General features: G+C 33.8%; 23 protein-coding genes and 1 pseudogene. All 24 read right to left on the minus strand.

Translation table 11 applies throughout. The features are described from left to right. Positions 1-129 precede the first annotated feature (129 nt). The 24 genes and pseudogenes from thpR to uvrC all read right to left on the minus strand — a co-directional run bounded on the left by thpR (position 130) and on the right by uvrC (position 22,551). Complete coding sequence (gene thpR / locus ACP5QL_RS00455) at positions 130-714, minus strand: RNA 2',3'-cyclic phosphodiesterase (RefSeq protein WP_012583814.1); 585 nt, start codon at positions 712-714, stop codon at positions 130-132. Further along, on the minus strand, positions 695-1,192 hold the full coding sequence (gene pgsA / locus ACP5QL_RS00460; protein WP_012583815.1) for a CDP-diacylglycerol--glycerol-3-phosphate 3-phosphatidyltransferase: 498 nt from the start codon (positions 1,190-1,192) through the stop codon (positions 695-697). The genes thpR and pgsA overlap by 20 nt, the downstream gene beginning before the upstream one ends. Further along, complete coding sequence (gene rimO / locus ACP5QL_RS00465) at positions 1,189-2,511, minus strand: 30S ribosomal protein S12 methylthiotransferase RimO (RefSeq protein WP_012583816.1); 1,323 nt, start codon at positions 2,509-2,511, stop codon at positions 1,189-1,191. Before rimO ends, pgsA begins: the two co-directional genes overlap by 4 nt. Beyond that, entirely contained in the window at positions 2,508-3,212 is a 705-nt protein-coding gene (locus ACP5QL_RS00470) for a helix-turn-helix domain-containing protein (protein WP_012583817.1), read from the minus strand. Before ACP5QL_RS00470 ends, rimO begins: the two co-directional genes overlap by 4 nt. Further along, positions 3,188-3,910, minus strand: a complete 723-nt coding sequence (locus ACP5QL_RS00475) for a pseudouridine synthase (protein ID WP_164931095.1) — start codon at positions 3,908-3,910, stop codon at positions 3,188-3,190. Before ACP5QL_RS00475 ends, ACP5QL_RS00470 begins: the two co-directional genes overlap by 25 nt. Then, positions 3,910-4,407 carry an SMC-Scp complex subunit ScpB gene (scpB, locus tag ACP5QL_RS00480; protein ID WP_012583819.1) on the minus strand — a complete coding sequence of 166 codons (498 nt, stop codon included), beginning with the start codon at positions 4,405-4,407 and terminating at the stop codon, positions 3,910-3,912. The genes ACP5QL_RS00475 and scpB overlap by 1 nt, the downstream gene beginning before the upstream one ends. Then, a complete protein-coding gene (locus ACP5QL_RS00485) occupies positions 4,382-5,041 on the minus strand; it encodes a rifampin ADP-ribosyl transferase (RefSeq protein ID WP_012583820.1) in 660 nt (219 codons plus the stop codon). Before ACP5QL_RS00485 ends, scpB begins: the two co-directional genes overlap by 26 nt. Next, positions 5,038-6,027 (minus strand): tryptophan--tRNA ligase, encoded by a 990-nt coding sequence (trpS, locus tag ACP5QL_RS00490; protein ID WP_012583821.1) that lies wholly within the window; start codon positions 6,025-6,027, stop codon positions 5,038-5,040. The genes ACP5QL_RS00485 and trpS overlap by 4 nt, the downstream gene beginning before the upstream one ends. 17 nt (positions 6,028-6,044) lie before the next feature. Then, positions 6,045-6,647, minus strand: coding sequence for a site-2 protease family protein (locus ACP5QL_RS00495; protein WP_012583822.1), 603 nt, complete (start codon positions 6,645-6,647; stop codon positions 6,045-6,047). A gap of 18 nt (positions 6,648-6,665) precedes the next feature. Then, positions 6,666-7,970 (minus strand): pyrimidine-nucleoside phosphorylase, encoded by a 1,305-nt coding sequence (locus ACP5QL_RS00500; protein WP_012583823.1) that lies wholly within the window; start codon positions 7,968-7,970, stop codon positions 6,666-6,668. Next, entirely contained in the window at positions 7,967-9,151 is a 1,185-nt protein-coding gene (locus ACP5QL_RS00505; protein WP_012583824.1) for a phosphopentomutase, read from the minus strand. The genes ACP5QL_RS00500 and ACP5QL_RS00505 overlap by 4 nt, the downstream gene beginning before the upstream one ends. Further along, positions 9,148-10,038 (minus strand): site-specific tyrosine recombinase XerD, encoded by an 891-nt coding sequence (gene xerD / locus ACP5QL_RS00510; RefSeq protein WP_012583825.1) that lies wholly within the window; start codon positions 10,036-10,038, stop codon positions 9,148-9,150. The genes ACP5QL_RS00505 and xerD overlap by 4 nt, the downstream gene beginning before the upstream one ends. After that, positions 10,035-10,754: a 23S rRNA (guanosine(2251)-2'-O)-methyltransferase RlmB gene (gene rlmB, locus ACP5QL_RS00515; RefSeq protein WP_012583826.1), complete on the minus strand. Its 720-nt coding sequence runs from the start codon at positions 10,752-10,754 to the stop codon at positions 10,035-10,037. The genes xerD and rlmB overlap by 4 nt, the downstream gene beginning before the upstream one ends. A gap of 18 nt (positions 10,755-10,772) precedes the next feature. After that, complete coding sequence (ispF, locus tag ACP5QL_RS00520) at positions 10,773-11,243, minus strand: 2-C-methyl-D-erythritol 2,4-cyclodiphosphate synthase (protein WP_353745315.1); 471 nt, start codon at positions 11,241-11,243, stop codon at positions 10,773-10,775. Then, a complete protein-coding gene (gene ispD, locus ACP5QL_RS00525) occupies positions 11,228-11,923 on the minus strand; it encodes a 2-C-methyl-D-erythritol 4-phosphate cytidylyltransferase (protein ID WP_012583828.1) in 696 nt (231 codons plus the stop codon). The genes ispF and ispD overlap by 16 nt, the downstream gene beginning before the upstream one ends. Beyond that, a pseudogene (locus ACP5QL_RS00530) lies at positions 11,911-12,516 on the minus strand (PIN/TRAM domain-containing protein); the annotation flags it as partial. The pseudogene ACP5QL_RS00530 and the gene ispD, both read right to left, overlap by 13 nt. Positions 12,517-12,777: 261 nt before the next feature. Continuing rightward, positions 12,778-13,833: a DNA integrity scanning diadenylate cyclase DisA gene (gene disA / locus ACP5QL_RS00535; RefSeq protein WP_428124896.1), complete on the minus strand. Its 1,056-nt coding sequence runs from the start codon at positions 13,831-13,833 to the stop codon at positions 12,778-12,780. Beyond that, entirely contained in the window at positions 13,821-15,194 is a 1,374-nt protein-coding gene (radA, locus tag ACP5QL_RS00540; RefSeq protein WP_012583831.1) for a DNA repair protein RadA, read from the minus strand. The genes disA and radA overlap by 13 nt, the downstream gene beginning before the upstream one ends. A gap of 11 nt (positions 15,195-15,205) precedes the next feature. Continuing rightward, the gene (locus tag ACP5QL_RS00545; protein ID WP_012583832.1) at positions 15,206-17,677 is read right to left on the minus strand and encodes an ATP-dependent Clp protease ATP-binding subunit; all 2,472 of its coding nucleotides are present in this window, start codon (positions 17,675-17,677) and stop codon (positions 15,206-15,208) included. A 15-nt stretch (positions 17,678-17,692) separates the two neighbouring features. After that, positions 17,693-18,763: an ATP--guanido phosphotransferase gene (locus ACP5QL_RS00550; RefSeq protein WP_424661912.1), complete on the minus strand. Its 1,071-nt coding sequence runs from the start codon at positions 18,761-18,763 to the stop codon at positions 17,693-17,695. After that, the gene (locus ACP5QL_RS00555; RefSeq protein ID WP_012583834.1) at positions 18,760-19,197 is read right to left on the minus strand and encodes a UvrB/UvrC motif-containing protein; all 438 of its coding nucleotides are present in this window, start codon (positions 19,195-19,197) and stop codon (positions 18,760-18,762) included. Before ACP5QL_RS00555 ends, ACP5QL_RS00550 begins: the two co-directional genes overlap by 4 nt. A 2-nt stretch (positions 19,198-19,199) precedes the next feature. Then, positions 19,200-19,772: a pyridoxal 5'-phosphate synthase glutaminase subunit PdxT gene (pdxT, locus tag ACP5QL_RS00560; RefSeq protein ID WP_273333386.1), complete on the minus strand. Its 573-nt coding sequence runs from the start codon at positions 19,770-19,772 to the stop codon at positions 19,200-19,202. Position 19,773: 1 nt separating this feature from the next. After that, positions 19,774-20,661, minus strand: coding sequence for a pyridoxal 5'-phosphate synthase lyase subunit PdxS (pdxS, locus tag ACP5QL_RS00565; RefSeq protein ID WP_273333385.1), 888 nt, complete (start codon positions 20,659-20,661; stop codon positions 19,774-19,776). A 93-nt stretch (positions 20,662-20,754) separates the two neighbouring features. After that, positions 20,755-22,551, minus strand: a complete 1,797-nt coding sequence (gene uvrC, locus ACP5QL_RS00570) for an excinuclease ABC subunit UvrC (protein ID WP_428124897.1) — start codon at positions 22,549-22,551, stop codon at positions 20,755-20,757. Between the last annotated feature and the right edge of the window lie 92 nt (positions 22,552-22,643).

Genomic DNA, 22,643 nt, shown 5'->3' on the forward strand with positions numbered 1-22,643 from the left:
TTTTATCACTAATATAACCTTTTGACAACAATTTTTCCAGAGAAAATGAACAGAGTTTGAAATTTTTAGCAAATATTCTCAATATTTCTCTGTGTTTTGCAGTATTTAGAGAATTTTTGCAAAATTTCGTTATTTTTTACCAAAACTAACCTTGTAAATAGGAGTATATATGGGGCCCTGAGAGGTTAATCTGCTTTCAAAGAGAGTGATACTATTAACAAAGACTACTTGTTTAGAAAAAGAACTCTCTTTCAAAATTTTAATGTCTTTATCCTTAACTCTACCTAAGGTTAAATGGGGCGAAAATGGTTTATCTTCTTTTTTTAGTCCTTTTTTAACTAATCTCTTCTCAATAAAATCAAAAATCTTTTCTAACTCTTCTAATCCCTCTTCTATTCCAATCCACAAAACCCTTGGACTTTTCAAAGAAGGAAAAGCACCAAACCCCTCAAGAGAAATATAAAAGGGATCAACATAATTAGAAACTTCTTCCAAAATACTCTTGACATCCTCAATCAAAGATTCAGGGGTTTCTCCAAGAAATCTAATGGTTAAATGGAAATTTTCCTTCTCAACCCACTTTATATCCCCTATTATAGAAGCCTTTAATTCTTTTTGAAATTTATAAATGTGTTCTTTAACGCTATCCTCAAATTCTATAGCTATGAATAGTCTTTTATAGTTTGTATTTTTATCAGAAGATCTTTTTGCCATATTTGTAAAAATAATAAAAACCAGAATATAAGGTAAGAATTAAGGATATAATTAATAGTAAATATTTAAAGGGTAAATTCCATAAGTAGAATAAGATACTTATATCCTGAAAAAGGGTCTTTAATTTTCCTGACTTTAAAGCTGGAAGAATGATGCCTCTTTGAACAAGAGAAAGTCTCAAGCCTGTAATCATAAACTCTCTAAAAAGAATAAGAATAACAATCCAAGGTGAAAAATATCTTAACCAAACAAAGTAAGTTAGAATCCCTAATACAAGGATTTTATCGGCAAGAGGATCAAGAAATTTACCTAAATCCGAAACCTTATTGTATTTTCTTGCTATTTCTCCATCCAAATAATCGGTAAATATAGCAAGAATAAATAATAAACCAGAAGCTAAAGGGTTCACATCCATGAGTAAAACTATAGGAAAGACCATAAATATTCTTATAATTGTTAAAATATTAGGTAAATTCATACCAACTCCCCAAGAAGATCATAGGATCTGTACTTCTTTATTTTTACCCTCACCTTACTTCCAATCTTAAGAGTTTTTTCTTTTTCTTTGGGTATCATTATTAATCCATCTACCTCGGGAGCTTCTCTCCAACTTCTACCCACAAAATATTTTCCTTTTTCATCCTCAATTATTACATCAAATTCCTTCCCTAAAAGTTTAGCATTTAGTTTTTTAGATATCTTTTTCTGAGTTTCCATTAAAATTTCATATCTTCTCAATTTTTCATCCTCATCTACTTGGTTTTCAAAACCCTTAGAAATTGTTCCATTCTCATTGTAGTAAATAAAAGCACCTAATCTATCAAAAGGATATTTTTTTATAAAGTCAATAAGCTCCTCAAAATTTTCCTCTGTTTCTCCAGGAAAACCAACCATTACTGTAGTTCTTATAACAGCATTTTCAAAGTTTTCCTTTATTCTATGCCATAATTTTATGATATCATCTTTTTTATAACTCCTATTCATCCTCTTCAATATCACATCACTTACATGCTGAATAGGAATATCAAAATATGGAACAACTTTTTCAGAATTTTTTATAGCTTCAATAAGTTTCTCACTTATTCGAGAAGGGTAAGAATATAAAATTCTCACATAGAAATCACCTCTTATTTTTTCAATATTTCTCAATAAATCAACTAAGGATGGTCTTCCATATAAATCTTCTCCATATCTCGTGGTATCTTGAGCAATAAGATTTACCTCTTTTACCCCTTTTCCTATCCAGATTTCTATCTCTTTAACAATATCTTCTATGCTTCTACTTCTAAGTCTTCCACGAATAAAAGGTATAGTACAGTAACTACAAAAGTTATTACAGCCCTCAGCAATTTTTACATATACCCAGAAATTAGGAGAAATTAAAATTCTCGGCATTTTGTGGTTATAGATAAAAGAAGAAGCAGGAGAAGAATAAATTCCCCTTTTTCCATTAGAGGTTATTAGGGAAACAAATTTTTCATATTCTCCAGGACCTATGAAAAGATCTACAAAAGGGTATTTATTTTCTAACTCTTCTTTAAATCTTTCCACATAACAACCCACAACTACAATCTTTAAATTCTCATTAATTTTTTTATATTTCTCTAATAGGCTAATATTTTCCTCTGCTTCTTGCCACGCTGGCTTTATAAAAGCACAAGTATTTACAAGAATAAGATCTGCCTCTTCAGAATGAGGAGTAAAAGTATATCCAAGGTTTTTCAAAAAACCCATAAGTACCTCGGTATCTACTTGATTCTTAGAACAACCCAAATGTATAACCCCAGCCTTTTTCATGGCACCTTAATCTTTATAACCTCTCCTTTCTTTCCCAAAACTCCAAGGCTATTATCGTTATAATATATTTCAAGTCCTCCTGCATTACCTATATGAAAATAAAGAGGGGTATAAGTCCAAGTTAAAGTATCACCTTCTTTTAAGGTTCCTTCATAAATAGTATTGTTGTTATAACTAACTCTAAGCCAAACTCTATCCACAGCTACAACCTTTATAGTATCAGTAAAAGTATGCGTAAAATTAACCTCACTATTACTCTCCGTATAAGTCTCTGTCATAGTTAACTCATAATTTCTTATATCAGTTCTAACATTCTTGGGAGTTTCGCGTTGATTAAACTTTGCCGTCAAAAATAAGGTCAAAAATATTATAAATATAACAATCAAATAAACCCCATATTTCCAAGAGCATCTTTCTGACTTAGCAAGCTTAGGCAGACTTTCTTCTATCTTTGTCTTATACTGAGCAGTATAAATCTTAAATATTTCGTCTTCAAAAAGCCCAAGAAATTTAACATATTTCTTCAAAATACCCTTCTTATAAATCTCAGCAAGATTCACCTTATCATATTCATCATCTTCTAGGGCCTTAAGATATCTATAGCTTATTTTAAGAGAGTCAGATACTTCCCTTAAAGAGAGCCCTCTCTTTTCTCTCTCTTCTCTTAGAATTTCTCCTAAGGTCTTAGACTCTTCAACCATTTTATTTCCTCATCATTCAAAAATCTAAATTCTCCTGGTTTTAAATTACCAAGCCTTATCTCTCCTATCTGTATTCTCTTAAGTTTTAAAACCTCATATCCAAATAGCGCCAACATCCTCCTTATCTGTCTCTTCCAACCTTGATACAAAACCACCTTCAATAGAGATCTTTTTGTTTTACTATTCTTCCAAACAACCTCAAATTCTGCAGGAAGAGTTTTCCCTTCCTCTAAAATAACACCTTCCCTAAATTTTTTCAACTCCTCTTCTTTTGGTATTCCATTGACTAAGACCTCATAAATCTTTGGAATTTTATATCGGGGATGAATAACAAAATTAGCTATCTCTCCATCATTAGTGCATAACAAAAGCCCTTCGCTATCAAAATCTAACCTACCTACAGGATAAACCCTTGAAGAAAGTTTATCTTTTAAAAGATCCTTTATGGTTCTTCTACCAAAGGGGTCATATAGCGAGGATAAATATCCCACGGGCTTATATAAAGCAATGTAAAGTTTTTTTTCGGGTTTTATAATTTTGTTATCTACCTCTACCACATCTTTTTCTGGATCAATCTTAACCCCAAGGGTTCTAATTACCTTCCCATTTACCTTTACCCTACCCTCTAAAATTAACTCTTCGGCTTTTCTTCTTGATGTAACTCCAGATCTTGATATAAACTTTTGAAGTCTTTCCATCATCTCCTTAACTCTTCATCATCCTCAATAAAAAAATACCTATAAAACTCATCCCCTATGCCATACAAAAAGGGCCTTCCTATGGTTTCTTTCCTACCCACTATTTTTACCAACCTTTTCTCTAAGAGCATCCCCAAAACACTATCTACTTTTGCCCCTCTTATGGTCTCTATCTCAGCTTTAGTTATAGGCTGATGGTAATAAATTATAGCAAGAGCCTCAAGAGCAGCTTTAGACAATCTTTCCCTCTTCCTTGACACATATCTCCATAAAGCAGAAGCTGTATCGGGCGAGGTGGCAAATTCATAAGCTCCATTTATCTTATAAAGGTTAATTCCTCTTTCTTCATATTCCTTTTTAAGCTCCTGCAAAATATACTCCACTTCTTCCACAGTTATTTCCAAGATCTTTGCAATCTCTTGAGGATAAAGAGGCTTATCAGCTACAAATATTAGTGCCTCTATTTGCTTTTTAATTATTGGCTTTATTTCCTTCATAGATTTTCACCTTAAAATATATCTCTCCCAAGAATTCTTCTTGTTTTAAAATCACTTCATTCTTATTGCTCATATCGCACAAAACAAGAAAATAACCTATAGCATCCAATAGGGGCTTTTTTCTAATAAGCTCCGAAAATCTTCCTTCCTTTTTACTCAAAATTTCCTTATATTTTTCCTCAAAGTCTAAATCATAATCTTCGTCAAGATAAGAAAGATTTAAGATAAGACTATTTTTCTTTTCCAAAAACAAAAAGTAAATCTCAGCTATATTTACCTTTTTTTCTGGCGTAAGCTCGATTTCTTCTTTTTTCTCTCTTCTAAATATCAGTAAACTTCTTTCTTCCTTCTCTCTTAAATACTCCACCAAATCTCTCCAAGAATCATCGTAAAAGTATGATACTTCTTCTTCCTCTTCTATTTTTAAATCTGCCTTTTTGTTAAAAAGTTTTCTAATTTTTCCTTCAAGAAGCTCTAAAGTTACATCCAGAAAAGAAGTAGTAAGCTCAAGATCTTTCCACTTTTCCTCCCCAAGAGAAGAATACTGATCTACTAGATTTTTTAAAGGGAAGAGAGATATATCAACCTCTCTCTGCAACATTTCTTTTATAGTAATGAAAGGATTTATTATCATGTTATTTTAATTCTCATAGCCTCCCTTACAAGCTCCATAGTTTTCTGAGCCTCTTCCCTTGCTTTTTTATTTCCCTCGAGAAGAATACTCCAAGTAAGATCTCTATCCTTTGAATAAATTTTTCTTTTCTCCCTTATAGGAGCTAAAAATTGATTTAACTTTTCTGCAAGCTTCATTTTACATTCTACACATCCTATCTGAGCATTCCTACATGCATAATCAATTTCTTCTATTTCTTCTTTGTTAAAGATTTTGTGATAAGCAAACACAGTACATACCTCGGGATGTCCTGGGTCATTTTTTCTTATTCTTGCAGGATCAGTAATCATACTTCTTACTAATTTCTTAAGCTCCTCTTCTTCTGTGTCTAAGGGAATAGTATTTCCATAACTTTTGGACATCTTTCTACCATCAATACCTACAAGCTCAGGAACTTCTGAAAGCTTTGCTTGTGGTTCAGGAAATATAGGGGAATAAAAATAATTAAATCTTCTTGCTATCTCCCTTGTAAGCTCCAAATGAGGAAGTTGATCTTCTCCTACAGGCACTGTGTCTGCTCTATAGATTAATATATCAGCTGCTTGAAGCACAGGATATCCCAAAAAACCGTAGGTCATAAGATCTCTTCCTTCCATCTCACGAAGTTGCTCTTTATAAGTAGGGTTCCTTTCAAGCCAAGGAAGAGGCACTATCATGGAAAATAATAAAAAAAGTTCTGCATGTTCTATTATGTCAGACTGCCTAAATATAACAGATTTTTTAGGATCTATACCAACAGCAAGCCAATCGCAAATCATATTTAACACATTTTCCACAACCTCTTCGGTCTCTCGGTAATGAGTAGTTAAGGCATGCCAATCTGCAATCTCAAAGAAACACTCATAACTATCTTGGAGCTCAACCCAATTTTTTAAAACCCCTAAAAGGTGCCCTAAGTGAAGTTTACCAGTAGGTCTCATTCCACTAAGTATTCTTCCGATCTTCATCCATCAAAAACCTCCCTTTAAAATCGTAATCCCAAAAGATATAGAAATAGATTTAACAAAGGACTAATTATTATATACAATCCATTGGTCAATATCAAAATCATCAATATGAGTACACCATAAATACCTATAGACTGATAATATCTTTTGTACTTGTAAGGTAAAAGAGCCTCCAATATATGAGAACCATCAAGAGGGGGTATAGGAATCAGATTAAATATCCCTAAGAATACATTGAGAATAGCAAGCTCTATACAAAAGCTCACAAAACCTATAGGAACAGGTAAATCAAACCTCCAGAAAATACTTACTAAAAAAGCAAGAGAGAAATTAGCAAGTGGACCCGCCAGAGAAACAAGTATGACACTTTTGTCTCCTCTTCTCAGGTTATCAAAATTTACGGGCACGGGCTTTGCCCATCCAAATCTAAAAAGAAGAAGCATCAAAAAACCTATAGGATCTATATGAGCTAAAGGATTTAAAGTCAATCTTCCTGAGAGTCTTGGAGTAATATCTCCTTCTATTTCTGCCATTTTACCATGAGCAAATTCATGAACTGTTATAGCAATTAATATAGCAATTATTCTCCATAAGTAAGTGACTAAATTACTAAATTCCATTCTTTTTTCCTCCTAATTTTACGAAATAACATCCAAAACTATGGGAAGCGGATCTTTTTTCTTATTTCCTATTTTAATTGCTTCTCTAAAAATTTCCTGAGCCCTCTTCAATTTTTCAACATCATTAGCATAAAAAGTCACGATAGGCTCATTCTTCTCTATCTTATCTCCAATCTTCTTGTAAAGTCTTATCCCTACAGAAAGATCAATTTTATCTTCCTTTTTCTCTCTCCCTGCACCAAGAGCCATCACACTTAAAGCTACCTTATAAGCATCTATATCCTCCACGTATCCCCCTTCAAGAGAATAAATCTCCTTTTGAATCTTAGCACTCAACAGAGGACTATAATCATCTACTATTTTTACATCTCCACCTTGAGTCTTAATCATCTCTTTAAACTTTGCCAAAGCCTTTCCATTGCTCAATTGTTCCATCACCTTAGCCCTGATATCCTCATTTTTATAATTAATATTTATTAATCTCAACGTCTCTGTAGCAAGAGTAACTATAAGTTCATTCAAATCCTTAGGTCCTCTGCCCTTAAGAGTTTCTATTGCTTCCATAACTTCAAGGGAGTTTCCAATAGCAAAACCTAAAGGTTGATCCATTTGAGAAAGTACTGCAACAATTTTTCTGCCAAATCCTTTACCAATACCCACCATAATCCTGGCAAGTTCTTTCGCAGAATTTATATCCTTTATAAAAGCACCTCTCCCCACTTTAACATCTAGAATTATTACATCAGAACCGCTCGCAATTTTCTTACTCATAACACTACTTGCTATTAGTGGTATGGAGTCAACAGTCCCTGTTACATCTCTTAAAGCATATATTTTTTTATCCGCAGGAACCAAATCTTCTGTCTGACCTACTATGGCAATACCTATCTCTTTAACTTGTTTTATGAATTCTTCATCCTTCATACTTGTTTTAAAACCTGGAATAGATTCCAACTTATCTATAGTCCCTCCTGTATGTCCCAAACTTCTGCCAGACATCTTTGCTACAGGATATCCCATAGAAGCAATTAGGGGTGCAAAGATTAATGTAGTTTTATCCCCTACCCCACCAGTACTATGCTTATCTACTTTTATCCCTGGTATAGAGGACAAATCCAAAACCTTTCCAGAGTAAGCCATCTTTTTCGTTAAAGTAATGGTTTCTTCTATATTCATACCCCTAAAATAAATAGCCATTAATAGGGCAGACATCTGGTAATCTGGAATATCTCCTTTTACATATCCGTCCACTACAAAACTTATCTCTTCTTCACTTAAAGCCTCTCCATTTCTCTTTTTAATGATAATATCAATCATTCTCATGATCCTTTCCACCCCTTCTCTATTTCATTCAAAAAACTTTCCCCACAAAGATCATTCTCCACCTCAAAAAACTCTGCAAGGGTCTTACCAAGATCCGAGAAAGTTTTCCTAATTCCTAAGGAAAAAGTACGTTTAAAATTAGGAGAATAAACAAGAAGAGGCACATATTCTCTTGAATGGTCCGTGCTTGGAGTCGTTGGATCATTTCCATGATCAGCAGTAATTATTAATAAGTCAAAATCAGAGAGGAGACCCATTACATCAGGCAAGGCATCATCAAATTCCTTTAGAGCTCTCGTCATTCCCTGAGGATCATTTCTATGTCCGTACAACATATCAAAATCTACAAGATTCACAAATATTAGTCCTTCCCTTAATTTTTCCCAGGCTTTAAAGATATTATTTATACCCTCAGTATTATTTTCTTGATGAAAAGATGAAGTTAACCCTTTTCCCGCAAAAAGATCTTCAATCTTTCCCACTCCTATAACATCGTAATCATTTTGTTTAAGATAATCTAATAGTGTAGGTTTGAAAGGAGGCAAAGAAAAATCCCTTCTTCTTGGTGTTCTGTAAAAATTTCCAGGAGAACCCGCAAAAGGTCTTGCAATAACTCTTGCCACTGCATGATCACCTTGTAGCATAGCTCTTGCAATTTCACACATTCTATAAAGTTCTTCTACTGGAATTACATCTTCATGAGCAGCTATTTGGAAAACACTATCTGCTGAGGTATAAACAATAGGATATCCTGTCTTCATGTGATATTCACCCAATTCTTTTATAATTTCTGTTCCTGATGCTGGCTTATTTCCAATCACCTTTCTCCCTATAGCTTTTTCAAAAGCTTCTATTATTTCCTTAGGAAACCCATTGGGATATACGGGAAAGGGTTTCTCAAGAATCAAGCCTGCAATTTCCCAATGTCCTGTTGTGGAATCCTTTCCTGGCGAAGCTTCTGCCATCTTACCATAGAGGGCTATAGGGTCTTCTTCTTTGGGAATTCCTGGAATTTCTTCTATATTAGAAAGTCCCATCTTTCCCATATTAGGGAGATTAAGACCCCCCACAACTTTGGCAGTATTTACTAAAGTATTACTTCCCTCATCGTTATATTTAAAAGCATCAGGAAGCTCACCTATTCCCACACCGTCCAAAACTATTAATATAGCTCTTTTCATTTATCATTCCTCCTTGTTAAAGGGTGAGCCTTTTGATAAACCTCATGAAGCTTGCTAGAAACAATATGAGTATAAATTTGGGTAGTGGCAACATCAGAATGGCCAAGAAGTTCTTGTACAATACGTATATCAGCCCCATTAGATAGGAGATGAGTAGCAAAAGAATGTCTAAAAGTATGAGGACTAACCTTCTTAGGAAGTCCTAAGATTTTAGAATAGGTCTTTATGATAAACCATACACCTTGTCTCGTTATTCTCTCACCTTTTTTATTTAAAAACAACGCCTTTTCATCTTTTGGATTAAAAGAATCTCTCACTAAAAGATATTTTTTAAGACTTTCTACAGCATAATCCCCCAAGGGAATAATCCTTTCTTTATCTCCTTTCCCAAAACATCTAACATATTTTTCTTCTAAGTTTATACTTTGAACATCCAAATTAACAAGTTCTGAAACTCTCATGCCCGTAGCATAAAAGGTTTCAAGAATTGCTATATTTCTAATACCAAGGGGAGATAAGGGATCAGGAATTTTCAAAAAATTCTCTATCTCTTTGTTATCAAGAATCTCTGGAAGATACATAGGAATCTTTGGAATTATCATAAAACTACTGTAATTCCTATTAATATAGCCTTCCCTTAGAAGGAATTTTAAGAAGCTTCTTATAGAAGATATCTTTCTTGCAATAGATTTTATCTTGTATCTGTTATATAAAGATACTAAATACCTTTGCCACTCTTCTCTTTTTAAGTTTTTAATATTTACCTTTTCTTTTTGAAGAAAAATAATAAAATCTTCTAAATCTCTCCTATAGCTATCAATAGTATTAGGAGACATGTTTTTTTCAAATTTCAGATAAAATAAAAAATCCTCTAATTTATCTTTCATAGACTTTCTCTTATCTTATATAGAATAATCCCTACCGCTACCGAGACATTTAAAGATTCCACTTTACCATATGATGGTATTTTTACAAGCAAATCACAAGACTCTCTAACAATCCTATGTAAACCTTCTCCTTCGCTTCCTACTACAAGAGCAAGAGGAAAGTTATACTCTACTTTATTATATAAATTTTCAGTATTAAGGTCTGCCCCTACTATAAACCATCCTTTCCCTTTTAACTCTCTTAAAAAATTTGCTATATTAGAAACCCTTATTACAGGTATGTAAGACAGAGCTCCAGCCGAAGTTTTAAAAGAAACAGAAGTTATTCCCGCACTTCTTGCTTTAGGTATCACTATCGCTGAAACACCCGCAAATTCAGAAGTCCTTGCAATAGCTCCCAAGTTATAAGGGTCCTGAATATGATCCAGCACCACAATTATACTTTTATTATCCAAAGATTTTTCCAATTCTTTCCAATCTTTATATGGAACTGAGGAAAGAATAGCAAGAACTCCCTGAGAATTTCCATCCACCATTTTTTCTATAAAGCTTCTCTCCACATACTTAATGGGAATACTTTTCTCTTTAGCCAACTTTAATATCTCGTTAAATTTATTATCAAAATGAATACCTCTCGCGATATATATCTTGTTTAAAGGAATCTCACTTTTAAGAGCCTCAAGTACTGAATTCTTTCCATAAATTATATCTTCCATCTTATGCTCCTTTCTTTATTAATAACTTACAAGAGCTACAGCAAAAACTGCTATTCCTTCTTTTTTTCCAATGAAGCCTAATTTTTCATTAGTAGTAGCCTTTACACTCAAGCAATCCTCAGGAATCCTCAATATTGAGGACAAATTCTTAATAATTTTATCTCTAAAAGGCATAATTTTGGGTTCTTCAGCAATAATTGTACAATCGATATTAATTATATTCACTCCTTTTTCTTTTAACAAATCTCTTACCTTCTCAAGAATAATAGTGCTAGGAATACCCTCAATGCTTTTATCATCAACAGGAAAAAAATAACCTATATCAGGTAATGCAGATGCCCCTAAAAGGGCATCTGCTATAGCATGTATTAAAACATCCCCATCAGAATGGCCTTTTAAACCCTTATCAAAAGGTATCTTTATTCCTCCTAAAAAAAGCTCTCTTCCTTCCTCAAAAGGGTGCACATCATAACCTAAACCAACTCTAATTTTTGTATAATCCCTTCTATCCATAACAGATCATCCTTAGTGGTAATCTTTATATTTAAAGGATCTCCCTCTACTATATAAACAGGAATATTTAATCTTTCTACTAAAGAAGCATCATCGGTCCCTATAAAATTATCTTCTACCGCTTTTTCGTGAGCCTTTTTAATTATCTCAAAGGGAAACATCTGAGGAGTTTGAATAAGCCATAGTTTGCTTCTATCAAGAGTTTCTATAACTTTCTTGGAATTCTTATCTACCACCTTTATAGTGTCTCTTACAGGAATGCCAAGGATAGCCGAAACTTTTTTCTCTGTACAAAAATCTATAAGTTCTTTTATCTTTTTAGTTGATATAAGAGGTCTTGCTGCATCATGGATAAGTATATAATCGCAGGAAAAGTTAATAGATTTTAACGCATTATAGACAGAATTTTGTCTTTCCTCTCCTCCTGGAATTATCTTATAGATTTTTTCCAATCCCCAATTACTTATTTTCTTTTTATAATACTCTACCATCTCCTCCCTCACTACAAGAATTATTCTTTCTAAGTCTTCTATATCGTTTAATTTTCTTAATGAATAATACACTATAGGCATACCTTTTATATCAATTAGAAGCTTATCTTCTCCAAATCTTTTACTTTTACCTGCAGCCACAATAATTCCAGTTATTTTTTCCAATGCTCTTTCTCCTCTTTTACCCTACCAAAAATTAATCGCCCTGCAGCTGTTTGAAAAACACTGGTAACAGTAACCTTAACAGTTTGTCCAATATACTTCTTACCATTTTCCACTACCACCATAGTACCATCCTCAAGATATCCCACACCTTGTCCTGGTTCTTTTCCTTCCTTTATTATACTTATCAATATTTCTTCCCCAGGAAGATAAATAGGCTTCAATGCATTTGCAAGCTCGTTGATGTTTAAAACCGTTATTCCTTCAATTTTAGCAAGCTTATTTAGACCATAGTCATTGGTAATAATCTTACCGCCTAAAGTCTTAGCGAGTTTTACTAACTTACTATCCACACTTTGCACTTTTGGAAAATCCATATCTACAATGATTACCTGACTACCAAGTTCTTTCCTTATCTGACTCAAATTATCAAGACCGAATCTACCCCTATTTTTCTTAAGTGATTCAGAAGAATCAGCAAGTTGTTGAAGTTCCTTAAGAACGAAACGAGGTATTATGATTTTTCCCTCTATGAAATTAGTCTTTAAAACATCTACAATTCTACCATCTATAATAACACTTGTATCTAAAATCTTTACATAAGGAAAATTTACAAGATCAAAAAATCTAATTTTTCTTGCAAAAATAATATAAATACTTAAAACCAAAAGAGAAAAAATGAAATTAAACATATTCCATAGATTTCTAAAGTTAGAGCATAAAAGATAAGATGACAGAACAAAGTCGCCCATAAAAGGAATAAAAGTCACTATTAATAATAATTTCCAATTTTTTCTCATGAATTTTCAGTCCCCCATAATAATGTGATTATAAATAAATCCCTTAAAATTAAAATATTAAAAAGTTAAAATTCTCTGCATTCTTGTTAATGCCTCTCTAATCTTTTTAGCCCTCACCTCCCCAACTCCTTCAATATTATCAAGATCCTCAAAACTACTCTCCAGGATTCTTGGCAGATCACCAAAATAATTAACAATTTTTTCAATCACACTTGAAGGTATGGATGCAATCCTATTTAAAATTCTATATCCTTTGGATACCACTATTATTCCTGTATCTATTTCTTCTTTTCTATAGCCTAAGATCTCTCCAGCTATATAAGAAAATTCTTGGAAATTCCCTCTAAAATTAGCAACTAATTCCCTCAAAATGTCCTCAGGATCTTTGCCTTTCTTAGCATAATCTTTTATCACCAAAACAGTCTCTTCTTTTACCCCAGTAAGTAGAACCTCTAGCTGTATCTCTATAAGTCTCCCTTCTACCCCAAGTTCAATTAAATAATTTTCTACTTCTTTCCCTATAGTAAATAACATGCAGGCTCTATGTAAAAAAGATAAAACCTCATATATATTAACTTGGTTCTCCAATTCAAGAGAATTAAGTCTGTTTAAAAGATCATCATAAATGTTTCTATATCTTTCCATGGTTTGAAGAGCTTGAGAGGCTTTAGTCAATATCTCTTCCACATCTCTTAAAACGTACTTCCAATCATTTTGAAACAAAGTTATAGTATCTTTTCTTTGAGAGACGCTAATAACAAGACACCCTGTCTGTTTAGCAACCCTCTCAGCAGTAGCATGTCTTGCCCCAGTTTCAGAAGAGGAAATAGTAGGATCAGGTAATAAAATAACATTAGCAAACAATATCTTCTTTCCGTCCTTAGAAAGTATAATAGCACCATCCATTTTTGACAACTCATATAACCTATTCGGAGTAAAATCTATATCTAAGGGAAAACCACCGTTCATAAGAGGTCTAACCTTTTCTATTTCTCCAACAACAATTAGGGCTCCTGTCTTAGCTTTTACTATTTGTTCCAAACTTTCTCTCAGTGGAGTTCCAGGAGCTACAAATCTTAAAGCCTGTAATGCAAACTTCTTTAACTCCGCCATTTTTCCCCCCAAACTAAATCTATTCCCTCACCAATATCTGTAATAGTCCGCACATTCATATTATATTCATACGACTTAACTTTGCTGTCCTTAGGAATTAATGCTTTATTAAAGCCAAATTTCTTTGCTTCTTTTAACCTTCTTTCTATGTGAGGAACAGTTCTAACCTCTCCCCCGAGTCCTATCTCCCCTATAGCTACCATATCAGATGGAAAAGGTTTATTTATCAACGCAGAAAGTAGAGCAAAGGCAAGTCCTAAATCTATTGCAGGTTCACTTATTTTTATTCCACCCACTACATTTACAAATACATCTTTATCAGAGAAACTAATATTTAGCTTTTTCTCAAGAATGGCCAATATAAGCACCAATTTATTAAGATCTATACCTGAAGTAATCCTCCTGGGATATGATGTATTTGTTCTACTTACAAGGGTCTGCAATTCTATCAATAATGGTTTTGTTCCTTCCATAATTGGTATAATAATAGATCCTGAAACATTAGTATTTCTATTTTCAATTACCTTTGCAGAGATATCCTCTACTTCAAAAAGTCCATTTTCTTTCATCTCATAGAGTATGAAATCATTAGTAGGACCAAATCTGTTTTTAATTACTCTTAATATCCTTAAATCATGATATCTTTCACCCTCAAGATATAAAACCGCATCAACTAAATGTTCCAATATTTTAGGTCCTGCAATATCTCCTTCCTTAGTAACATGCCCGACTAATATGACAGCTATATTATTCTTCTTCGCAAAATCTACTAATTTAGAAGTACATTCTCTCACCTGAACCACATTTCCCGGAGAAGTAGGAAACTCAGAGGAATAAATTGTTTGAATAGAGTCTACAATTATTAGTGAATAGTTAGAATTTTCAAGGTTTGGTAATATATTTTCAATATCTCTTTCAGACACAAAATCAATATTTAACTTATCACCTGAATTTAATCTCCTTAATCTTAGTCCCACCTGTGATAAAGATTCTTCGGCAGAGATGTATAAAACTCTTGTATCATTTTTATCAAGCGATATAGCAAGTTGCAAAAGTAACGTAGATTTGCCAATTCCAGGCTCTCCTGCCAAGAGAATTACTTCCCCCTCCACAATTCCCCCACCAATAACATAATCAAAACCTGTCAGGCCCGTTTTCAACCTGACAGGCTCATAATTCAAAATATCTTCTAATCTATATACCCCCAAATTTTCTTTACTTTCTCTATTATTAAAACCCTGCTTTTTTTCGGTAATCTCAATAAAGGAATTCCAACTTTGACAGTTAGGACATCTGCCAAACCATCTTACACTCTCATATCCACATACTTGACATACAAACTTGCTCTTTACTTTTGACATTTAAAAACTTACTATGAAGGCTCCTTCGCAAGAGTCATCTTTCTAAACACTATTTCTCCCTTTTTATCAAGTTCTGCTCTTATAATATCTCCCTCTTTAAAATCCCCTTGAAGTATAAATTCAGCTAATGGATCTTCAATATAGTATTGAATAGTTCTCTTTAAAGGTCTTGCTCCATACTGAGGATCATATCCTTTCTCAAGTAATAGTTCTTTTACCTCATCACTTATTTCTAATTCCAACTTCTTTTCTCTTATCCTCTCCTGGACTGGTTTGAGTAATAATTCTAAAATTTGCTTCAAATCTTCCTTGGTAAGTGGCTTGAAGAATACAATCTCATCAAGCCTATTCAAGAACTCTGGTCTAAAGTACTTCTTCATCTCACTCAAAATTAAATCTTTAATTTTATCAAAAGACTTTTCCCTATCCTCTTTAGAAGCAAACCCTATACTTGCCTCTTGCTTAAAATACTCTGCTCCAAAGTTTGAAGTCATTATCAAGATAGTATTCTTAAAACTTACTCTTCTACCATGACCATCGGTAAGTTGTCCTTCGTCCATTATTTGCAAAAGGATATTAAATACATCACTATGAGCCTTTTCTATCTCATCAAAGAGAATAACAGAATAAGGTCTCCTATGAACTTTTTCAGTAAGTTGTCCTCCTTCCTCGTATCCCACATATCCAGGAGGAGCACCAATTAACCTTGAAACAGTATGCTTCTCCATAAACTCTGACATATCAAACCTAATTAAAGCATTCTCATTTCCAAAGAGGTACTCTGCAAGTGCCCTTGCAAGCTCAGTCTTTCCAACCCCTGTTGGTCCTAAGAACATAAACACACCTATAGGTCTTCTTGGATCCTTCAAACCAGATCTTGATCTTCTTATAGCCCTTGAGACCACCCTTACAGCCTCATCCTGAGAAATTATTCTCTTATGAAGCTCTTCTTCCATTCTTAATAGCCTTTCTCTTTCTTCAATTAGAAGTTGAGCTACAGGTATTCCAGTCCAAGTAGCCACTACTTGAGCCACATCTTCAGGAGTTACAACTCCAAGATCAGAAGGAGAAGATGTATCTATGAAATTTCTAAGATACTCTTCAATCTTTCTTTCTTCATCTCTTAACTGAGCTGCTCTTTCAAACGCTTGATTTCTTATAGCAATCTCCTTTTGTTCTCTTATTCTCGCGAGTTCAAGTTCTAAATTACTATGCACTGTGCTCTTTTGTTTTCTCAATCTTACCCTCGCTGAAGCTTCATCTATTACATCTATCGCCTTATCAGGCAAGAATCTATCGGTTATATATCTAACTGACAATTTGACTGCTTCTTCTATAGCCTCATCGGTAATTTTAACTCTATGATAATTTTCATATTTTTCTCTTAAACCTTTCAATATCTGTATAGTCTCTTCAGGTGTAGGCTCGTTAACCATTATAGGCTGAAATCTTCTTTCTAATGCCCCATCTTTCTCAATATACTTCCTATATTCTGATGGGGTTGTAGCACCAATTAATTGTATCTCACCCTTTGCAAGAGAGGGTTTCAAAATATTTGCTGCATCAACCGCTCCTTCTGCTGCTCCTGCCCCAACCAAGGTATGAATCTCATCTATAAAAAGGATGACATCTTTTGCCATCTTAACTTCCTCAATGATCCTTTGCATTCTCTCTTCAAACTCACCCCTATATTTTGTACCAGCCACGATACTTCCCATATCAATAGCAACGATCCTTTTATTTAACAAAGTATCAGGTACTTCACCATCTACTATCTTTTGAGCAAGACCCTCTACTATAGCGGTCTTACCAACACCAGGTTCTCCCACAAGAACAGGATTATTTTTAGTCCTTCTACTCAGTATTTGAATTATCCTCTCTAACTCTTTTTCTCTCCCAATAATAGGATCCAATTTGCCTTGCCTTGCAAGTTGAGTTAGATCTCGACCAAACTCATCCAAGGTAGCTGTTACTGTTCTCTTTTTCTTTAAGGAGTTATTATTAGAAGTATTCATTTGTTGTCTGCCTCTTATCTTAGTTGGATCTATAGGCTCACCAAGAAGTTTTAATATCTCTATAGTAACATCTTCTAATCTTACTCCCATTCCCTCCAAAACATGAGCTGCTACACCTTCACCTTCCTTCAACAGTCCAAGAAGCAAATGCTCAGTTCCAATATAGTTATGATTAAGTTCCTGAGCCGATTCAGAAGCATATTCCAGAACCTTCTTTGCTCTTGAAGTGAAGGGAAGTGCTCCATAGGAGGTACCATCTCCACGACCTATCAATCTCTCTATCTCATTCCTGAGCTGATTCAGATCAAGTCCTAAATTAATAAGGACTTGAGCTGCTATACCTCCCTCCTCACGTATCAACCCCAGGAGAATATGTTCTGTCCCCACCGTAGAATAATTAAGCCTACGTGCTTCCTCCTGTGCTAAGAGTAGTACTCTATATGCCCTTTGTGTTAGTTTATCCATCATTTTTTATGCACCTCCTTAAACGACACCTCCCTGATTTATTTTATAATTTTTAAGAAAACCACGCAACAAATCTGCTCTCACCCCATCCCTCTCTTCAGAATCCATTTCTTTTCCATATTTCAGCTGCAAATGCGCTGGTAGCATTAAGATCATAAGAAGATCCAAAACCTTTAAGGGTATGTCTAACATTTTTAAATATATTCCAAATCTCAAATCTGATAATAAGTTTATAGCCTCAATACTACTTAGATATCTTGCATTACTTAATATTCCATATGCTCTACCTATCACATCTTCCACATACCTTTTTTGTTCCTCAAATAGAAATTCTCTTGTTACCAGCTCTTCAGTTATTATCTTCTTTGCCATCTTTTCCATCTTTTCAATCAAATCTTCCTCCTTAATTCCTAAGGAGGATCTGCTTGTGATTTGGTAAAAACCTGCGATAGGTTTACTTCTTTCCCCATAAATACCCCTTATAAGAATTTTGGCTGACCTAAGTTTCCTGAGAAAGTCTTTTATTTTACCAGAATAGGTTAATCCCGGAAGATGCACAATAAAGGAAATCCTAATTCCACATCCCAGATTAGTTATACAAGAAGTTAAATAACCCAATTTATCATCAAAAGCAAACTTGAAATAATCAGAAAAACTCTCCTCTAAAGAAAGTAATCTTTGCCAACTTTCCTTTAGCTCTAAGCCACTACTCAATACTTGTAACCTAAAATGGTCCTCCTCATTTATCATTACGCTAAGTTTACCATCTCTATCTACTAAAAGTCCAGCACCTTTAATATTATCTAAATGATCGTCGCTTATCAGGTGTTTCTCAACTAAAGATTCGAGTACAAGATTTGGTAACTTTTCTAATTTTAAAAACTCATATCCACCAAAATTTAGATCATTTTTATAAACCCATTCCACCTTATTAAGAATTCTTCTTCTTTGAGACTCTGTTGCTTGGATTGGAAAAACAAAATCTTCTAAATTTCTTGCAAGCCTTATTCTAGTACTTAATATTACCTCTCTATTATTACCTTTTTCTTCTCCTAACCATTTAAGATACTTATAATAAAACTCTCTCATCCACCCTTCCCTATATTTTTAAGAAGATCTCTTAATTTTGCGGCCTTTTCATAATCCTCTTCTTCTATAGCCTTGGAAAGTTCAATTTTATATTTTAATATTTTATCCGTTTTAAATTCTTTTTTAATTGGAACTCTTCCTCTATGAACTTTATTCCCATGATATTGATATACCAGTTTACCTATTTCATCTCTAAAATAACTGTAACAATAACTACAACCTAACATACCTGTCTCTTTAATTTCTTCTAAACTTCTATTACATTTTGGACATCTTTTGACTTTTTCGTCTCTCATAAAATAATTACCCTGAAATATATCTTTTATAACCTGCTTTAAGCAATATTCACAAATAGAATATTTTCTTTTCCCTTTTTCATCGCTTATCTCCAAGACATATACAGCCTCGTTCTGATTACAAAAATCACATTTCATCCCTATTCTGAACACCTCTTTAAGAAGTACTCATGTATTCTCAAATCATCAGTAAGTTCAGGATGAAAAGTCAAACCTAATATATTACCTTCCTCTACAAATATGGGTTTATTCTCAAAAGTTGCATGAACTTTCACATTTTTGCCTATCTCAACAATTTGAGGAGCCCTTATAAACACACATTCAAATTCCTTTTCACCAAGAATAGGAATTTTTATATAAGTAGAAAAACTTTCCCTTTGCCTACCATAGGCATTACGAGACACAGTTATATCTAATACTTTAAGAGTCTTTTGATCAGGATGATTTTCTATCCTATTTGCAAGCAAAATTAGTCCAGCACATGTTCCCATAGCAGGCAGCCCATTAGCCAACTTTTCTCTTAATACATCAAAGAGTAGACGATTTTCTAAAACAGTAAAAAAGGTAGTACTTTCTCCTCCTGGAAGAATTATCCCATTAATAATATCCAAATGTTCTGGCTTTTTTACTAAAACTGTCTCAACCTCTAGCCTTTTTAACATTTTTTCATGTTCTACTACAGAACCCTGTATAGCAAGTATTCCTATCCTCATTTTACCAACCTCTCACCTGCAATAATTCACTTTCAGATAGCTTTCTTACATCAATACCAGGCATTGGCTCTCCTAAATCCTCCGATATCTCCGCCAATACATAAGGATCATCATAATAAGTAACAGCAAGAACTATGGCTCTTGCTCTCTTTCTTGGGTTCTTTGATTTAAATATTCCAGATCCTACAAACACTCCATCAGCGCCAAGATGCATCATTAAAGCAGCATCAGCAGGAGTAGCAATACCACCAGCAGCAAAATTCACTACAGGAAGTCTTCCTAATTTTTTTGTCTCTATTATAAGATCTAATGGAGCTCCTAATTCTTTTGCTTTTGTCACTAATTCTTCGTCGGGGAGAAGAACTAATGACCTTATCTCGTCCATAATTTGTCTCATATGACGTACCGCCTCTACCACATTTCCTGTTCCCGCCTCTCCTTTTGTCCTAATCATAGCTGCTCCCTCTGCAATCCTTCTTAGAGCTTCTCCCAAATCCCTAGCACCACAAACAAAAGGAACTTTGAAAGCGTGTTTATTTATATGATATTTTTCATCGGCAGGAGTTAAAACCTCACTTTCATCAATAAAATCTACCCCGAGAGCTTCTAAAATTTGAGCCTCCACAAAATGACCAATCCTAACTTTCGCCATAACAGGAATACTAACTGCTGACATAATCTCCTTTATCTTTTTAGGATCTGCCATTCTTGCTACTCCACCTTCTGCCCTTATGTCAGCAGGAACTCTTTCAAGAGCCATAACAGCCACAGCACCAGCCTCTTCAGCAATTTCAGCCTGCTCAGCATTAGTCACGTCCATAATTACTCCGCCTTTTAGCATCTGAGCCAAACCTCTTTTTACTTTATCTGTTCCTGTAAAGACCTGCATCTATAACACCTCCTTTAAAAAAACCATCGATATTTTTCTAAATGTATACTCCTTTTATATGAATTTGTCAAAATATAGTATATTAAAATTTTGTTAAGAAGACTTATGGAAATAAAGATAAATTTTCTCAGCAATTTTTTCAGAGATTCCTGGAATTTTTTTCAAATCCTCCAAAGATGCTTTTTTCAAACTTTCTAAATCATTAAAAGCCTCAAGAAGAATTTTCATCCTTTTTTCTCCTATGCCAGGTATTTTTTCCAAATGAGAATCTATTAATTTTTTACTACGTAATTTCCTATGATAAGAAACAGCAAACCTATGAGCCTCGTCTCTTACTTGTTGGAGAAGATGCAGAGCAGGAGAATCATAAGGAAGCAAAATAGAATCAGAGTTTCCTGGAACAAAAATTTCCTCTCTCTCTTTCGCAAGAGCTAATATAAACTTAGGTTTTATTTTTAATTCCTCAAAAACCTCTAATACCGCATTTAGTTGTCCTTTTCCTCCATCTATGAGCATAATATCTGGCAAGGGATCTTCCTCAATTTTATTAAGTCTTCTTTTTATCACTTCTTGGAGCATTAAATAATCGTTGGGTGATTCTTCTGTATACTTAATCTTATACCTTCTATACCTATTTTTATCGGGATATCCATTTTGAAAATAAACCCTTGCCCCTACTGCTTCTCTTCCTTGAAGATTAGAAATATCATACCCTTCTATAGCAACAGGCAGATTAGGCAAGTTAAAAATTCTCTTAAGTTCGGAAAGAGCTAACCACACCTTTTCTGATCTTAAACTCTCAATAGTCAAATCCTTTAATGCCATATTTAAAAGTTTTTCCTCATCCTCGCTTTCTGGTGTCCTTATTTCTACTTTTGTCCCCTTTCTTCTACACAAAAATTCCTTCAAGTCCACTTCTCCTCCAAAGACCAAAAAGGGGAGTACTATGATCTCAGGGATATCTCTTACTGAATAGTATTGTAAAATAAAACTTTCAAGGAGTTCATCTCGGGAATATTCTTCGGGTAAAGTTAAATTAAATATCCTCTTTTCAACCAATTTTCCTTCCCTTATTAAATAAACAAGCACTTTTGCCTTATGATCCTCCACATAGAATTGGATTAAATCTTTATTCTCTCTATTGAAGGTAAGGATCTTCTGTTTTTCGCTTAAATTCTGCAACAATCTTATTTTATCTCTTACTTTCGCAGCCTTTTCAAATTCTAAATTCTTAGAATACTTCTGCATTTCATTGTAAAGTTTATTTATGATCTCTTCATATCTCCCCTCCATAAAGTCTATTACTTCTCTTACAATCTCTTGATAATCCTCCTTGGTAATATATCCCTGACATGGTGCCTTACAATTTTCAATAAAGTAATTTAAACAGGGTCTTTTAGGCTTTGATTTTGGCAAATTCCAATTGCAAGATCTTAAATTAAAGAGTTTTTTAACCATAGATATGGTCTCTCTTACAGTTCCACTTTGGGTATATGGTCCGTAATATTTTGCCCCATCATCCTCAAAACGTCTTGCGAGAATAAGCCTTGGATATTCCTCATACAAAGTCAATTTCAGTAATGGATACTGTTTATCATCCCTTAGTTGAATATTCATAATGGGCCTATGTTTTTTAATGAGAACCGATTCCAAAATCAAAGCTTCCGTCTCTGTATCAGTTATATAAAACTCTATATTTTGAGCTTTCTTCAAAATATAAGCACTTTTAGGAGACGAATCACTGAAATAAGACAAAACTCTTTTTCTCAGGTTTTTTGCTTTACCTACATAAATTACTTTACCTGAGTGATCGTAAAAGATATATACTCCAGTGCTTTCTGGAAAATTTTCTACTTTTTGTTTAAGGTTTAATATGCTATCATTTTTCATACCATAGATAATTTTAAATCAACTAAAAATAAACCTCAACAAAAAAAGTTGCATTGAATTTTAACATAGGGTATATTATTAAAATAGTTTTT

Source organism: Dictyoglomus sp., from assembly GCF_049968615.1.
In the GTDB taxonomy this organism is placed as follows: domain Bacteria; phylum Dictyoglomota; class Dictyoglomia; order Dictyoglomales; family Dictyoglomaceae; genus Dictyoglomus; species Dictyoglomus turgidum.